Genomic DNA, 14,364 nt, shown 5'->3' on the forward strand with positions numbered 1-14,364 from the left:
AGCAAACGTATAGACCAATCGACAAATGGTTAACCGCTATAAACAGGCGAAAACGGCACACCGTTTTTATGCCCTGACGTTGCAAGGCCTGATAAATATTAGAGAAGTCTCCTCTTCTTGATCCAAGTCACTACACAAGACTGGAAAAGAGGATCTGACAAACGGTTAGGCCTCAAGGGAATGTTTGCGAAATTCCGTATCTAATGCTCATCATGGAAACTGCTGCTCTTTGATCATGAAGTCACTCCTTCACCTGTCAGATCTCTCGCTCGGACGCTATCAGGTCAATAGCATGGTCGATTGCGATGGCAGCCTGACGATTACCGCAGCCCCCGTAACAGGTAAATCATCGCTCACCTGGAAGCTGACGTCAGCACAAGTGCAAAACCCTCTGCTGATGGATACCGTCCTGACAGACATAGAGCGTGCGCTTCGCAAGCCGGCACCCGCCAACGAACCTAATGTGCCAGATCTAATGCTTGCGACGTATACCGCGGGATCACGGTATCTAAATCTAAAGCGCTAACAGGCGCCTTTCAAGGTCAACAAAAGCATACCTAAAAAGCACAAAACCCCTGAAGCTTTCGCTATCAGGGGTTTCGTTAATCTGGCGGTGAGGGTGGGATTCGAACCCACGATACGATTTCTCGTATACACACTTTCCAGGCGTGCTCCTTCAACCGCTCGGACACCTCACCAGAATGTTCTCAACGTCTGCGTCGTTGAGGTGCGCTACTATATCTATGTGATTTTGAAATGGCAAATTTTTTTTAATGTATTCATGCATTTAAATCAGAAAGTCACATTAGCCCGTGACCAGGCAGTCAACCAAACGGCTTTACGTGACTTAAAACAGCCGCTACGTTCACTGCACTATCAATAATGATAACGGCACCGCTATGACTGCACTCGTTTCCTATCGATATGAATCTCCTGTTGCAACCTTGACGCTCAATAACGGCAAGGTCAATGCACTCTCGCCAGCGGTCATCGAAGCCTTGAATCAGGCATTGGATCAGGCTGAAAAAGACAAAGCCATTGTAGTGATTACAGGCCAGCCCGGAATCCTCTCAGGGGGATACGATCTGAAAGTCATGATGAGCGGCCCGCAACAAGCAATTGATCTGGTGACCCTGGGGTCCCGTCTGTCACGCCGCCTGTTGTCCCACCCCTGCCCCGTCATAGTGGCTTGTAACGGCCATGCTGTTGCCAAGGGCGCTTTCCTGTTGCTATCTGCGGACTATCGCATTGGGGTAGAAGGTGCCTTCAACATTGGGTTGAACGAAGTGGCTATTGGTATGACGATGCATCAGGCAGGAATCGAAATAGCACATGATCGCTTAACGCGACCCGCCTTTCAGCGAGCCGTCATTGGCGCAGAGATGTTCTCGCCTCAGGCAGCTGTCGATGCAGGCTTTCTGGATGAGACTGTAGCGCCAGAAGACTTGGAATCAGCCGTACACAAGGCGGCCTTACGTTTGAGCAAGCTCAACATGCCAGCCCATGGCAAGACCAAGATAAAGGCCAGAGCCCCCTTACTGGCTGCACTGGATGAAGCGATCGCATTGGATGCGAAGTACTTCGGGCAAGCCTGACAATCATCAGACAAACGGCACGCTGTCGCAAAATCTGCGTGAAACGTGTCTATATCGCTAAAAAGGCGCTGTACAAGCAGCTCTTTAATCGCTAAACACCATTAAGCGAGAGATTTAGAAAAGCTTTAGATCTAAACAGGCTGTAACTTGCGACCTAGTCTCGACTCAATGTGATATGGCCCTTCAAAGGGCCATAACTGCCGACAGAGCAATTGAGCTTCTCCCTATAAGAAGAAAGGGCTTGAGTCATGTTAAGAAAACCGACACCCAAGTGGCGGCAAGCGAGCCTCGTGCTGATAATCACCACAATCGTACTTGTACTTCCGAACCTGACCCGTCTGCTGGGAGGTTGATCATCCAGCGGCAGGCATCCACCACGCCAACATGAGCGGCAAAAACCCAAATGCCAGTATGGTAGAGCACAAGACGAGACTGGCAACCTCTTGAGGGGAACGGTTAGCGCGTAGCGCATAAAGGTAATTGAAAACCGCCACCGGCATGGAGGACTGGATTACGAGCACTGCATGCGCCAAAGGTGGTAACTGCAATGCCCAGCCTACCAACCAACCGACAAGAGCACCCAGGCAGAGCCGGATTCCACCAAACAGGAATCCAGATCCCAGGTGTTGAGGCCGGATGCTGGCCAATGACACGCCCAATGTAATCAGCATGAGCGGAATCGCAAGGCCGGACATGAGATCAACCGTATTGGCAATCCAGCGCGGCAGTTGGGCATCAAGCATCATGAGCGACAACGCAATTGCCACGCTGATCATGATGGGATTACCTAATAACATCTTGAGCGAGCGCTCACCAGACATCCAGAAAATACCCAGGCTGAAATTACCGATCGATAACACCAGATAAAACGCTACCGCTAATGTCATCCCCGGCTCGCCAAAAGCGTACAGGCATACCGGTAGCCCCATGTTGCCGACATTAGGGAACATGAAGGCCGGTGCAAGTACCTTCCAGTCTCTCTTGAAAAGCCTGGCTAACCCCCATGCTGCTACACCCATGATCAGGCAAATAATGACGCAAGCCAAAGCCATTTGCCCAAAGCTGTGTTTATCGATGTGCGCATGACCAAGTGTTGCAAGAACCAGGCAGGGAGACGCTACATTGAAGACCAGCCGGGAGATGAAATCAGTGGGATACTCATAGCCCCAGCGCTTCCAGAAATAGCCGATACCCGCTCCAATGAGCACAGGTGCCATGACCGCGAATAACTCTGACAGCATGCTGTTCCCCCCTGAACCAAGCACTCATTATGCGCTCTTGGGCAGGAACGAAAAGTAATAAATCAGCAATCTATCAAGTGAGAAGGAGGCAGAGCAGAAGGCATAAGAAGGAATTGGGAGAGGCATGACACTGAAGGCCATGCCCCGCGCGGAGATCAGGTTCTCCTGATTTCCTGGGTTACACCCCAGCCATCCAGTGTTCCACCAAGAGGGCTTACTACGGCTTCCAGGTCGGACTCAAAATCGTCAATGGTCGAGTAGGTGGCAAACATCACTTTACTGACTTGCAAATGCCATCCACCTTCTTCATGCGGCATTATCTGAGCGTTCAACGACTCCCCTTTGAATTGACATGCAGCCTTTCGGGCCTGTTTTTCTTCAGGAAAAATAGCAAAGAAATCGATGGGATGTATGCGTGAGAAGTCGAAACCACCCTCCTTCATCTGCCGAAGCACGGTAAGACTCACATCATCGGAGATGTTTAAAGGCATAGGGCACCTCCTGCTCAATGAATGGGATTTTTTAGTTAATGCGATAGAGCGTGATAGAGGCACTGCAACAGCATTCACCAAGATCGTGGCGAAGTCACCATGCCGAACCTTGTGACTCAAAGAAACGCCAACACAGGGGTCTGACGTAGAGCATTACACATAACTAAAAGAGAGCTGTGAGGCCGCGCCGGTTCCTTGGGTGGCGACGAGTGGCGCATGCCCTGCTGCTGATCAACAGGGCACCTTCTGAAGGTATCAGGCGTTTGAAGTCTTGCCAATGGCGCTCAACACATACTGGGGCAGCGCAAACGCTCCTACATGTATATCGGCATTGTAATAGCGAGTAACAATGCCAGAGGTCGCAAAACGTTCACGTAACGTTTCTACAGGTACGAAACGCTTCTTGGCATCTCGGCTACCCCAAGCAAACGTCATCGAACCGCCAATATAAGTCGGCACAGCCGCCTGATAGAAATGCCAGTCTGCAAACAGGCCATTAACACGGCTCGCTGTGGTCTTTACTTCGTCAAGTTGCATGAACGGTGTGCCATTCTGGGTAACCAGAATGCCACCCTCGTTCAGACAACGATGGCAAGCCTGATAGAAGTTTTCAGAAAACAAGACTTCGCCTGGGCCAATGGGATCGGTCGAATCGGAAATGATCACATCGAAACGGTCAGTTGTATTTGCCACGAAACGCATGCCGTCATCAATGACGAGATTAAGACGCGAGTCGTCAAAGGCACCGTTTGAATGGTTTGGCAGATAGGTTTTGCACATATCAACAACGGCCGCATCAATCTCAACCATGGTGATGTGCTCGACACTCTTGTGCTTGGCCACTTCACGCAGAATACCGCCGTCACCGCCACCGATAATCAAGACACGCTTGGCCTGGCCATGGGCAAACAACGGCACATGGGTAAGCATCTCGTGGTAAATGAATTCGTCAGCTTCGGTCGTCTGGATTACGCCATCGAGCGCCATCACGCGACCCATGCGGGCATTCTTGAAGATAACGAGTTGCTGATGTTCAGTACGCACTTCGTGGAGCAGCTCGTCCATGCTAAAACGCTGGCCGTAGCCTTCATACAGGGTTTCTAGATAATCTTTCATAGAGAGGTCTCCCGTTCCTCAGTGGGCGGAACGGAAAACGCCCGCCCTGGAAAGGCGGGCATTGTAAGGGCAATGCGTGACGGCCTCTACACTTACCCTATTAGCCCTTGTGCGTTGGCGCAGAAACAGAGGTACTGGCGCGAGGACCGGCAACCCCCCAGGCAATCAGCCCCACGATTGGCAGAATGATGATAAGCAGTGTCCAGAATATCTTCTTGTTACTGGTGCTATCGCTGCGAATCACACTCACGATGGCCCAGATATCCAGCAAGAAGACGATAAAACCGATGACACCGCCTATAGTTGAGTTAATCATGGGTGCTCTCCAATTCAATTCCAGTAAAACTGGGACTGCGCACCCGAGGCGGTAGTTCGCCCTAAACGACCGAATGTCAGTGAATAAGCCTTTATCAGAGCCTTAACGGATCGATTTCAGCAAAACTTTTGACACACGGATGACCTGCCAGCTCACCGCCCTCTCGAACCAAACCACAGGTCTTCATACCGGCGGACTTGGCAGCCTCTAGTTCTTCGACTACATCGGACAAAAAGATGATTTCATCTGCCTGGTGTGTGGTCGCACTGGCGATACGGCGATAGGAATCGGCTTCACGCTTACCTCCGGTCATCGTATCGAAGTAACCAGAAAACAAGGGCGTCAGGTCACCTGCTTCAGAACAGCCAAAGATCAGTTTTTGCGCCTGTACTGAGCCGGAGGAGTAGACATAAAGCGTGATTCCTAACGCATGCCAGCGACGAAGAGCCTCGACGGCGTCCGGATAGACATGGCCCTTCAGCTCGCCAGCCTTGTAACCCTGAGCCCAGATCATGCCTTGTAATGCCTTGAGCGGTGTAGCCTTGCGATCTTCGGCAATCCAGCCCAACAGAATCTCGATAACACGCTCTATATCGGCATTCAGCTCCCCCGCTTCGGCACGCACAGCATCCAGTTGCTCTGCAACTGTCGAATCCTCTGCATGCTCACGCACAAAAGCAGGCAGGTGCTTGGTGGCGAAGGGAAACAAGACATCAAAGACAAAGCTGACTGCGCTGGTCGTGCCTTCGATATCTGTCAGGATTGCGCGAATGCTCATGCTTCTAGCTCCAGACGAGGAAAGCGGGCTGCAATATCTTCACCCGTAAACTGGGCTACCCATCCTTCAGGATTATTGAACAACCGGATCGCGACAAAGTTGGGCTCTTCACTCATGTCGAACCAATGCGGCGTACCGGCAGGCACTGAAATCAGATCATTCTTTTCGCACAATACAGCGTAGATATGCTCGCCGATATGCAAGGTAAAAAGACCTCGCCCAGCCACAAAAAAGCGGACCTCGTCTTCGGCATGGCGATGCTCTTCCAGAAACTTGGCGCGCAGCTCGGCTTTTTGCGGGTGATCAGCTTTCATGCTGATCACATCCACTGTCTGGTAGCCACGCTCCTGGATAAGACGATCAATCTCGGGACGATACGCCGCAATGACTTCTTCTTGGCTTGCCCCTGGCGCGACAGGCGCGGTGGCCTGCCAGCGCTCGAAGCGAACACCTACTTCAGCCAGCGTTGCCGCGATGTGATCACCCTGGGTAAGCACCTTGTTCGGCTGTTCGGGATGGGACTCGTGGTAGACGGTCAGGCAGCTCATGTCCGGATACTCAATATTTTAAGTTCACACTCGAAAAGAAACTCGAACGCCTCGATCTGACGCAAGGCATCGCTCATACGCGCCCCCCAAGTATAAAGGCCATGACCGCGGATCAAATAGCCCACGCAATCAGGGTGCGTGTCGAGCCATGTCTGGACTTGCGTAGCGAGACGGGTGATGTCCTGATCATTTTCGAAAATCGGCACCAGCACCCTACCCTCATGAGTCGTAACACCGCTAAAGGCTTTCTGCAGCTCGTAGTCATGCAGCACCAGCGCATTGTCGGCAATCATTCGGGACAAGACCGTGGCATTAACAGAGTGAGTATGCAGTACAGCACCAATCTCCGGCTTCCACTGATATAGCTGGGTATGCAACAGTGTTTCGGCCGAAGGCTTTTTGCCAGGCTCCAGGCTGTTGCCTTCCAGATCAGTCACAAGCACATCGTCCAGCCCCAGCTGCCCTTTATGCTTGCCTGAAACAGTCAGCAATGCGCGAGTCTCGGACAACCGGGCAGAATAGTTACTGCTGGTGGCCGGTGACCATCCTCGACTATAGAGGAACTGACCTGCCTCAATGATTTGCTGCGCCAGCAGCTCCCGATGATTCATCATGATGTCGATCTTCCAAACGCGTAATGATCATGCATGCCCCGACCAGCGCTGCTAGGCTGGCGAAGCCGAATGTCCAGGCAGGTCCCAACACCTGCCAGCTGTAACCGGAGTAGAAAGCCCCTAAGGCGCCCCCGGTTCCCGACAGTGCAGCATACAGTGCCTGCCCCTGCCCCTGATGCCTGTTTCCGAAACGGCGCTGGATGAAATGAATCGCTGACGCATGGAAGCAGCCAAATGTAGCGGCATGAATCACTTGAGCAAAGAGAAGCACACTCAAGTGATCGGCCAGATGGCCCAATAGCAACCAGCGGAGCGCCGCAAGCAGGAAACTGGCGGCGAGCACCTGCTTCAGGCTAAACATGGACAGCAACCGAGGCATGGCAAGAAAAATCAGAACCTCTGCCACGACACCTACGGCCCACAGCAGGCCAATCGTGCCGCGAGCATAGCCCAGGTTTTCCAAGTGTATCGTTAGAAAGGTGTAATAAGGCCCATGGGAGAGCTGCATAAGACAGGCCCCCAGATAAAAAGCGATGACGCCCGGCTGGCGTAGGCAGCTCATGAGCCCGCCCTCATTCCCGGAGCTTTCAAGTTTTACGGGCTGAGGCGAAGGGACCCAGGCACTGCCTATTACAATACCGGTCATGATCACCAGCAGGCCTGCTGGATACAGATCGAGGCTGAAATGCTCGAATAACTTACCCAGCCCTACTACAGCCGCAATAAACCCAACGGACCCCCAGAGACGGATACGACTGTACAGCGATGCCTGCTCACGCAGGTGAGCCAGGGTGATAGCCTCAAACTGTGGCAGCACCGCATGCCAGAAGAAGGCATGCGTCGCCATGATGAGTGCAAGCCAGGCATAACTGTGGCTGACATAGATGCCAGCAAAACAGATAAGCGTGCAGCAGGCGCCGAAACGAACAATGGCCAGCCGCTTACCCGTCCGATCGCCCAGCCACCCCCATAGATTAGGTGCTAGGCAGCGCATCAGCATGGGAATGGCCACTAGCTGACCGATATGTTCGCTGGAAAACCCCAGGTGGTGAAAGTAAAGCGACAGGAACGGCGCCGTTGCGCCCAGCAATGCAAAGTAGAAGAAATAGAAGCTGGACAGACGCCAATAAGGAATCGCCATTGACTTACGCATATCCATACAATGCCCGAGCAGGCCGGTACGACTGATCAACGGCGTGCCAAGTCATAGCAGCCTTCTAGAAGAAGGCTGCGGTTGAACACACCTGCAACCTGCAGACCGATAAACAGCCAATCAGAGCTGACCCAGAACAGGCGTCTCGACATGCACGTCGGCATTCTGGGCGCGATGCCGCAAGTAATGGTCTATCAAGACTAGCGCCATCATGGCCTCAGCAATAGGTGTGGCTCGAATACCAACACAGGGATCGTGGCGTCCCTTGGTAATAACATCAACGGGTTGGCCATTCACATCGATGGAGCGGCCAGGCGTGGTAATGCTCGAGGTCGGCTTGAGAGCCAGGTGCGCCACGATCGGCTGCCCGGAGGAAATGCCTCCCAGCACACCGCCGGCGTTATTGCTGAGAAAGCCCTCGGGCGTCAGCTCATCACGGTGCTCGGTGCCCCGCTGCGTTACACTGGCGAAACCGGCGCCGATTTCAACACCCTTCACGGCATTGACGCTCATCAGTGCATACGCCAGCTCGGCATCCAGACGGTCAAAGATTGGCTCACCAAGACCAGGGGGAACACCGTCAGCCACGACCGTGACACGCGCACCCACCGAGTCCTGATCTCGACGCAGCTGGTCCATGTACGCCTCCAGCTCAGGGACCTTGTCAGGGTCTGGACAGAAGAATGCGTTCTCTTCCACGCTATCCCAGGTCTTGAACGGAATTTCGATAGGTCCAAGCTGGCTCATATAGCCCCGCACACGGATACCCTTGGTTGCCAAAAATTTCTTGGCAATAGCGCCTGCTGCGACTCGCATGGACGTTTCGCGGGCAGAACTACGGCCACCTCCACGGTAATCACGCAACCCGTACTTGTGGTGATAGGTGTAGTCCGCGTGCGCCGGGCGGAACAAGTCCTTGATGGCAGAATAGTCTTTTGACTTCTGGTCGGTATTGCGAATCAGCAGGGCGATAGGCGTACCGGTGGTGACACCTTCGAACACGCCGGTCAGGATCTCGACTTCGTCCGGCTCCTGGCGCTGGGTAGTATGCCGGCTGGTGCCCGGCTTGCGACGATCCAGATCATGTTGAAGATCGGCTACCGTTAGCGGCAGGCCGGGTGGGCATCCGTCGACAATCGCGACCAGCCCGGGCCCATGGCTCTCGCCAGCCGTGGTAACAGTGAACAATGTGCCAAAGGTATTGCCGGACATGTCGCAAAGCTCCGCAGAATCGATGGACCGGAGCCTATCCAGCGCCGGCACAGAAAGCGAACGAGTATACCTTCTGGCTATCCTGAGTTCATCTTTAGAACCCTAACCGTTACGCTGCGTCCAATTACGGGTTGCCAGAACAGTCTGGCACCCTTTGTTTATGGCTACGAGTGTTGTGATGTCCCGTCTGTTTACCCTGCTTCTTTGCTTCCTGGCGCTACCTGCACTCGCAGCCAAGGGGTCAATCCTGTACCACCCTATCAACCTTGAGACGGCCAACGGCACGCTATATGGCAGCCTGGTCATGCCGGAAAGTCATAAGCCACAACCGGTAGCCTTGATTATTGCCGGTTCTGGACCAACTGACCGTGACGGCAATAATCCCATGGCACGTAATTTTGCCTTGAAACGTCTAGCCGAAGCTCTAGCCCAAAACGGCATTGCCAGTGTGCGTTATGACAAGCGTGGCGTTGCGCAAAGCAAACCTGCCGCACCGCGGGAAGAAGACCTGAGCGTACCGCGTTACGTTACTGATATCGTCGCCTGGTCAAAAAAGCTTCATGCAGATCCGCGCTTTACGAAACTGATCTTGATCGGCCACAGCGAAGGGGCTCTCATGGCTAGCCTTGCAGCCAATGAGGCGGGTGCCGATGCTCTGATCACCTTGTCGGGCAGTGGACGTCCCATTGACGATGTGTTGCGCGAGCAACTGGCAACCAAGCTTCCCCCAGCGCTACTGGCAAGCAGCCAATGGATCATGGACCAGTTGGATAAAGGGCAGATGCAGTTCCAGGTACCTGAGCCGCTGATGGTACTTTTCCGCCCAAGCGTTCAACCTTATTTGATCACCCTCTTCCGGGAAGATCCTGCCCAGGCTTTTGCCAAGGTCAAGGCACCGGCACTGATCATTCAAGGCAGTCATGACATTCAGGTTGACATTAAAGATGCCGAAGCGCTCAAGCGGGCAAGGCCGGAGGCCAAGTTGGTATTGATACCCGGCATGAATCATATGCTGCGAATCACCCCTACCGATCTCGACGCGCAGAAAGCCACGTACAACAACCCGAATCTTCCCTTGGCGGGCGAATTAGTGGATCGAATGACCGCCTTTATCCGAGAGAACGTCTCTAGTCCACACTGATTTGGCCGATATAGCGATTTGAATTACCCCATGCGGAGGTAGAAAAGGATCGCGGCCATGACTGAAACCGACATTGAAGAACCCACTACCGCCGAGGAAAGCGCCCCCGAGAAGCAGACGCACCCGTGGGCCGAACTCGGACCAGAGCATTTTTACCTGTTGCGCCTGGCGCCATTACCCACCGATCGCATTACCGGACCACGGCCCCTGCGCTTCGTCCAGTTTGGCAAGACCGAGCGACATGGCGATGATCTCAGCGTTTTATCATTGAGCATTCAGCTGCCCGGACAGCGTGTGCACCGTGATCAGAACCTCCTGAATATCTGGGCAGATCACGAGAATAAGGAGATCCGCTTTACCGCCGAACCGGGTGTACTCGAAGGTGGACTTTTGCAGGTCGAGCCGTCCAACCGTGGCCTGGGCCGTTTCCTGTTGGCTCAAGGAATTGCATGGGCCAAGGCAAACTGGGGTCACTACAAAGTGGCCAATCTCGACCTGCCTGCCCGCGATGGGTTTGTTGAGGAGATGCGCAAGCGCCGAGACCACGCACTGGAAGCTCAAGGTTTTACCCTGACCTATCTTGAGGGACAGACCCTTAAAGCGGTTTGCAGCACCCCTAAGGTCAGCGAGCTGAGCAGCGAGTGGAACATGGACAAGGTACAGGTACTCTCCCTGTTGGATGTGGGCAGTATGCTGGAGCAGGCCGACAAAAATTTGCATGAGCGTGACCTCAGTCTGTTCAAGCTGCAAGAGCAGATTGCCGCTTATCGCCGGGACGATGCAGGCCTTAAATTCACAATGGCTTGCCTGACTGCGTTCTGCCTGTTCGAGGCCGGACTGTTGATCTGGATGGTGTTTCACTGAACCACAGGGCTTCAGGCGTTTTAGCTACACCTGAAGCCCTGCTTTTTTCTACCAACAACCTTCTGGAGAGCGCTCGCTACTGGTGGCAGGCACTGTTTCCGCAGTAATTAGCCCCCGAATACAGGCCAGCGTCTCATCGTTGGTTTTGATAAGGTTCTCAAGGCTTCCTGCCTTTTTCCAGTCGCGGATGTGCTCAATACCCTAAAAGGCATGCTTGCCATTATAGGTATTCTGGGGTTGCATCAGAGCTACGTCATAGCGGGGATGCTCATGGCTCTCTAATGTCATGCGTGCCGTGAGCTTTTCATACATGGGAATGCCAGTATTGAAGCGCTTGATATATTGCGGGACCTGAGGCGCGTTGACGCCGGGTGCCAACTCTTTGGAGAAAAGCAATCAGCTCCCCTAGCAATGCATCAGCCTCACGGGCTTCCTTGATGAACGGTGAGCCATGCAGAATTCGACAAACTCAGTCGCTTCGGCAAGAACAAATTAAGGGCGGCAGTGATCCTGTATCCTTCATCTCAGTAAGAAATTAGTGGCCTCGGAAACCGATGGCACATGAGAGGGAGAACGGCAGGCTCAACACCGCCCTTCTCGGTAACATAAGTCTGAATAAAGACGTTTCACAAACGCCAGACTCTATACGAAAAGTCTTCGAGCGAAGGTCAGGCGAGGCAAAAATCGGTAAGGAAGCGGAGTGTATTGCAAATGAGCATTCCGAATCGATTTTTAACGAAGCATCACTGAGCGCAGATACGTTTCGTACAGAGCCTAATACCCATTATTACTACAACGGAGCGCTTATGAGCACCTGGGTTCTTCTAGTGGTGACCCTTATAAATACAGTCAACAATCACGGTGATAAAGGCACTTCCCCCATGGTGGCGATGCAGGAGTTCAATTCACAAAAAACCTGCATGGACGCGCGGACTCAGCTGATCAAAATGAATCCTGCCATTAGTGCATCGTGCGTTCTTAAATAACCGCGCCGCACCTTACACAAGGGCCAACGACCTGCTCAAATCCAGCTGCAGGCAGGCCTTTTCTGCCACTACATACCGAGCACTACGGCAGATCAATCCATAGCAGACCTCTCACTGTACCCGACAGCCTTTTCGAGTAACTTCCAGGGTTTTATAAGCGGCCTGTTGGGCGTAACGGGGTACCTCCTGGACGAAACGCTCTGGGTCATCAAAGGGAAGCTGCTTAAGTGCTTCAGGGCTAAGCGTCCACCATTGAGAGGCCAAGAGTTTTTCAATCAACTCAGGAGCAAAACGGTATCGAATGATCCGGGCCGGCGAGCCACCAACAATGGCATAGGGCGGGACATCCTTGGTGACCAATGCACGTGCGCCGATAATGGCACCTGTTCCAATCGTGAGCCCATCCATGATCATGGCATCACGGCCAATCCATACGTCATGACCTATGATGGTCACCCCCTGCTTGCCCTGATAAGGCAGGCCAGCCTCATCGGAAGCAAACGGGTGAGAGGTCGCCCAGTGTAGGGGATGGGTGTCTCTTTCCTGACCAATCAAAACGTTATTACTAATCGAACAGAAACGGCCAATCGATTGGACTAAATAGAGTTCACTGCCGCCTCGAATATAGGTATAAGCCCCAATAGAAAGCTGCCGAGCAGCGATTTCTACAGGGCCAACCGAAGCATGCTCTTCAAGCAGCAATGTGGTCCTGCTACTGACTCCCAAAGGGCCATTTGAAAGTTTGCATCCCTGCTTTCTGATCCAACGCTTCCAGTACGTATTTCTAAGCTTTTTAATCACAGCGCTTTCTCAATCCCCTAATTCCTCAGCCGGAGCATTTGCTTAAGATAAAAGCTCCGGCATTAGTATTACCCATGTTGAAAGGCACAGGGTAAAAGCGTGGCAGCTCACCGTATAGTCAGATGCTTGTCATCCAATGACGTGACAGCATTCATAGGTCGATCTGACATGAGAAAGGCTCGCATGTCTGCGCCGCTGGGCTGCTGATAGATACGAAGCCCGAATTCCGGCAGGATAGCCATCAGGTGATCAAAGATATCGCTTTGGATATTCTCGTACTGCGTCCAGATCACCGTGTTGGTAAAGCAGTACACTTCCAGGGGCAAACCACTGGATGTGGGGTCAAGCTGGCGAACCAGCAGTGTCATGTCCTGCCGAAGACCAGGATGGCTACGCAGGTAACGCTCGATATACACGCGAAATGTACCCAGATTGGTGATCCGACGTGTATTGACGGGCTCCTGGCCACGCTCGGCCAGCTTCTCGTTCCACTCGTTCAGCTCCTTCTGCTTATTGTCCAGGTAGTCGGCCAGCAGGCTGAAACGGTGCAGGTGCCGATATTCATCACCGTCGATGAAATGCACACTCTGCTGATCCAGAAACAGGCTGCGCTTGATACGGCGGCCGCCTGACTCCTGCATGCCTCGATAATTTTTGAAGGCGTCAGAGATAAAGCGCTTGGTGGGAATAGTGGTGATGGTCTTGTCAAAATTCTGCACTTTTACCGTATGCAGTGCGATGTCGATGACATCCCCACTAGCGTTTAGCTGAGGCATTTCTATCCAGTCGCCGATCCGCACGATGTCACCGGATGATATTTGTACGCTGGCCACAAGCGACAGGAGCGTGTCCTGAAAGATCAATAACAGCACAGCTGCCATCGCACCCAGACCGGACAGGAGAATCAGCGGAGAGCGATCAATCAGCGTGGCGATGATAAGAATGGACGCTACGCAAAATATCCCAATTTTGATGACCTGGATGTAGCCCTTGATGGGGCGAAAGCGCGCATCAGGCCGACGCTGATAAACCGCATTGACGATATCCAGCAGATTACTGATCGCCAGAACGATCGTCAGGATAATGAAAGCGCTACACACGTTTTCGACTACCGTAACCAGTGCCTCCGGCAAGCCAGGCACAGCGACGATACCTGTAGAAAGGATCAAGGCCGGTACTACATTGGCCAGACGCGCGATCATTGGTGTATTGGTGACTTCGCTTTTAAGGCCCAACGAAGCGCTGCTTAACAGGCGGTAGACGCCTCTCACCAGAATGCGTTTCACAATCCAGTTGCACAGCCAGGCAGCCAGCAACAGTACTGTCAGACAGAACAGCGTATAAAACTCGGGATAATTCCTGAGCCAATCCAACGAGGCATTCAAATAAGTAGTCATAATGTTTACTTTTCTTATTGCACCGCCCCGCTTCGGGCGGCATGGAGGCGTTACGGTAGCAAAATGCAACCGGCTTCTGTATGACTAGCGACAAAGCGGCACCCGCTAATC

General features: G+C 53.0%; 16 protein-coding genes, 1 tRNA gene and 1 pseudogene. 5 read left to right on the top strand and 13 right to left on the bottom strand.

Features of this window, described 5'->3' with window-relative positions; all coding sequences use genetic code 11:
- The first annotated feature begins 235 nt into the window (after nucleotides 1–235).
- Complete coding sequence (locus IEX86_RS06010) at nucleotides 236–526, top strand: hypothetical protein (RefSeq protein WP_188865208.1); 291 nt, start codon at nucleotides 236–238, stop codon at nucleotides 524–526.
- Between the two features lie 82 nt (nucleotides 527–608).
- Here IEX86_RS06010 and IEX86_RS06015 read toward each other — a convergent pair.
- Nucleotides 609–698, bottom strand: a tRNA-Ser gene (locus IEX86_RS06015).
- Nucleotides 699–899: 201 nt separating this feature from the next.
- Here IEX86_RS06015 and IEX86_RS06020 point away from each other — a divergent pair.
- Nucleotides 900–1,595 (top strand): crotonase/enoyl-CoA hydratase family protein, encoded by a 696-nt coding sequence (locus IEX86_RS06020; protein ID WP_188865209.1) that lies wholly within the window; start codon nucleotides 900–902, stop codon nucleotides 1,593–1,595.
- 353 nt (nucleotides 1,596–1,948) lie between these two features.
- Here IEX86_RS06020 and IEX86_RS06025 read toward each other — a convergent pair whose 3' ends face one another.
- The 9 genes from IEX86_RS06025 to aroC form a co-directional block, all read right to left on the bottom strand.
- Nucleotides 1,949–2,836, bottom strand: a complete 888-nt coding sequence (locus IEX86_RS06025) for an AEC family transporter (protein ID WP_188865210.1) — start codon at nucleotides 2,834–2,836, stop codon at nucleotides 1,949–1,951.
- Between the two features lie 155 nt (nucleotides 2,837–2,991).
- Complete coding sequence (locus tag IEX86_RS06030; protein ID WP_188865211.1) at nucleotides 2,992–3,327, bottom strand: ribonuclease E inhibitor RraB; 336 nt, start codon at nucleotides 3,325–3,327, stop codon at nucleotides 2,992–2,994.
- A 255-nt stretch (nucleotides 3,328–3,582) separates the two neighbouring features.
- Entirely contained in the window at nucleotides 3,583–4,443 is an 861-nt protein-coding gene (speE, locus tag IEX86_RS06035; protein ID WP_188865212.1) for a polyamine aminopropyltransferase, read from the bottom strand.
- A gap of 100 nt (nucleotides 4,444–4,543) precedes the next feature.
- On the bottom strand, nucleotides 4,544–4,759 hold the full coding sequence (locus tag IEX86_RS06040; RefSeq protein ID WP_188865213.1) for a PLD nuclease N-terminal domain-containing protein: 216 nt from the start codon (nucleotides 4,757–4,759) through the stop codon (nucleotides 4,544–4,546).
- 94 nt (nucleotides 4,760–4,853) lie between these two features.
- The gene (mtnC, locus tag IEX86_RS06045; RefSeq protein ID WP_188865214.1) at nucleotides 4,854–5,537 is read right to left on the bottom strand and encodes an acireductone synthase; all 684 of its coding nucleotides are present in this window, start codon (nucleotides 5,535–5,537) and stop codon (nucleotides 4,854–4,856) included.
- Nucleotides 5,534–6,085 (bottom strand): 1,2-dihydroxy-3-keto-5-methylthiopentene dioxygenase, encoded by a 552-nt coding sequence (locus tag IEX86_RS06050; protein ID WP_188865215.1) that lies wholly within the window; start codon nucleotides 6,083–6,085, stop codon nucleotides 5,534–5,536. Before IEX86_RS06050 ends, mtnC begins: the two co-directional genes overlap by 4 nt.
- Entirely contained in the window at nucleotides 6,082–6,699 is a 618-nt protein-coding gene (locus IEX86_RS06055; protein WP_188865216.1) for a methylthioribulose 1-phosphate dehydratase, read from the bottom strand. The genes IEX86_RS06050 and IEX86_RS06055 overlap by 4 nt, the downstream gene beginning before the upstream one ends.
- On the bottom strand, nucleotides 6,659–7,840 hold the full coding sequence (locus IEX86_RS06060) for an MFS transporter (RefSeq protein ID WP_188865344.1): 1,182 nt from the start codon (nucleotides 7,838–7,840) through the stop codon (nucleotides 6,659–6,661). The genes IEX86_RS06055 and IEX86_RS06060 overlap by 41 nt, the downstream gene beginning before the upstream one ends.
- 132 nt (nucleotides 7,841–7,972) lie before the next feature.
- Nucleotides 7,973–9,064, bottom strand: coding sequence for a chorismate synthase (gene aroC, locus IEX86_RS06065; RefSeq protein WP_188865217.1), 1,092 nt, complete (start codon nucleotides 9,062–9,064; stop codon nucleotides 7,973–7,975).
- A gap of 178 nt (nucleotides 9,065–9,242) precedes the next feature.
- Here aroC and IEX86_RS06070 point away from each other — a divergent pair, with 178 nt between their 5' ends.
- Together IEX86_RS06070 and IEX86_RS06075 are read left to right on the top strand one after the other, a co-directional pair.
- Nucleotides 9,243–10,205: an alpha/beta hydrolase gene (locus tag IEX86_RS06070; protein ID WP_188865218.1), complete on the top strand. Its 963-nt coding sequence runs from the start codon at nucleotides 9,243–9,245 to the stop codon at nucleotides 10,203–10,205.
- A 57-nt stretch (nucleotides 10,206–10,262) separates the two neighbouring features.
- Nucleotides 10,263–11,069 carry a hypothetical protein gene (locus IEX86_RS06075; protein WP_188865219.1) on the top strand — a complete coding sequence of 269 codons (807 nt, stop codon included), beginning with the start codon at nucleotides 10,263–10,265 and terminating at the stop codon, nucleotides 11,067–11,069.
- Nucleotides 11,070–11,270: 201 nt separating this feature from the next.
- Here IEX86_RS06075 and IEX86_RS06080 read toward each other — a convergent pair whose 3' ends face one another.
- Nucleotides 11,271–11,465, bottom strand: coding sequence for a hypothetical protein (locus IEX86_RS06080; RefSeq protein ID WP_188865220.1), 195 nt, complete (start codon nucleotides 11,463–11,465; stop codon nucleotides 11,271–11,273).
- 48 nt (nucleotides 11,466–11,513) lie between these two features.
- On the opposite strand from IEX86_RS06080, the pseudogene IEX86_RS24980 reads away from it, so the two are divergent.
- Nucleotides 11,514–11,600, top strand: a pseudogene (locus IEX86_RS24980) (hypothetical protein); the annotation flags it as partial.
- Nucleotides 11,601–12,166: 566 nt separating this feature from the next.
- Here the strand turns inward: IEX86_RS24980 and IEX86_RS06085 are convergent.
- Both IEX86_RS06085 and IEX86_RS06090 read right to left on the bottom strand, forming a co-directional pair.
- On the bottom strand, nucleotides 12,167–12,853 hold the full coding sequence (locus IEX86_RS06085) for a CatB-related O-acetyltransferase (protein WP_229685276.1): 687 nt from the start codon (nucleotides 12,851–12,853) through the stop codon (nucleotides 12,167–12,169).
- Nucleotides 12,854–12,963: 110 nt separating this feature from the next.
- Complete coding sequence (locus IEX86_RS06090; protein ID WP_188865222.1) at nucleotides 12,964–14,253, bottom strand: mechanosensitive ion channel family protein; 1,290 nt, start codon at nucleotides 14,251–14,253, stop codon at nucleotides 12,964–12,966.
- Nucleotides 14,254–14,364: the final 111 nt, after the last annotated feature.

The sequence above is a fragment of the Pseudomonas asuensis genome (assembly GCF_014646755.1).
Classification (GTDB): domain Bacteria; phylum Pseudomonadota; class Gammaproteobacteria; order Pseudomonadales; family Pseudomonadaceae; genus Chryseomonas; species Chryseomonas asuensis.